This is a genomic window from Grimontia sedimenti (assembly GCF_011045095.1).
Taxonomy (GTDB): domain Bacteria; phylum Pseudomonadota; class Gammaproteobacteria; order Enterobacterales; family Vibrionaceae; genus Enterovibrio; species Enterovibrio sedimenti.
Genome location: NZ_JAALDL010000048.1, coordinates 1 through 1019, shown reverse-complemented (window position 1 = coordinate 1019; position 1019 = coordinate 1). Strand labels below are relative to the sequence as shown.

1 protein-coding gene is annotated in these 1019 nt (G+C 60.4%); it reads left to right on the top strand.

Translation table 11 applies throughout. The annotated features are described in order from the left end of the window. Nucleotides 1-1019 (top strand): LamG domain-containing protein (locus tag G5S52_RS23420; protein ID WP_306418280.1); only part of this gene is annotated, 1019 nt, incomplete at both ends.

Sequence of the window (1019 nt, the reverse complement as noted above, 5' to 3'; positions counted from 1 at the left end):
TGTTGGCGTACTACGACTTCAGCCGTGCGAAAGGGCGCTGGGTAGAGAACGTGGCGACCGGAGCGTTTGATGCGCTGCTGTCGGAAGACGGTCTGCTGAGCCCGGCGGAAGCCCTGGCGGACACAGACGGTGACGGTATCCCGGACCGGCATGAGCTGGCGATGTGTACGGACAGCACGCTGGCAGACACTGATGGAGACGGACTGAGCGACGGTGATGAGCTGGGCGTGAGTGGCACACAGGCCCCGAGTAATGCGTGCCGCGCGGACAGCGACGGTGATGGTATTCCGGATGGGGATGAAACCCAGCTGGGCAGCAACCTGACAGTGGCCGATACGGGGCAGGATGCAGACGGTGACGGGGTGAGTAACTGGTCAGAATACATGGCCGCCACCCAATCTGGTGATGACGTATTGGTCAGTGGTGACCATACGCTGGATGTGCGGGGGCTGAACGGCTACGCGACCACGGGTCACCATGCGTCGGGGAATGCACCGATGACACTGATGTACTGGGTGAACTACGCGTCAGTGAGAGGCGCAGCGCGTCAGGGTATGGGCAGCCATGACGGTGCAGACCACCGTTTCTACCTGGGTATTGACCACCAGAACGATCATTCCTCAGGGATAGGACGCACCTACAAAGAAACCTATGACTCAGGGTTGTCGACTGAGAGCTGGTCACACCTGGCGTTGAGTTATGACCCATCAACACGCAAAGCGGTGGTGTACATCAACGGCCAGGCGGTTCACACCTACAGCTACATCACCTTCAATGAGGCCTCGAGCCGTGCACTGATGCTGGGAGCACGTAACGGCGAGCAGGGTGCAGACAGCTTCATCAACGGTCAGGTAGACGATGTGCAGGTGTGGAGCCGTGCGCTGAGCGGGAGTGAGGTGCAGGGATACATGCTGACGCCGCCGGTGGCGGGTGAAGCCGATTTGTTGGCGTACTACGACTTCAGCCGTGCGAAAGGGCGCTGGGTAGAGAACGTGGCGACCGGAGCGTTTGATGCGCTG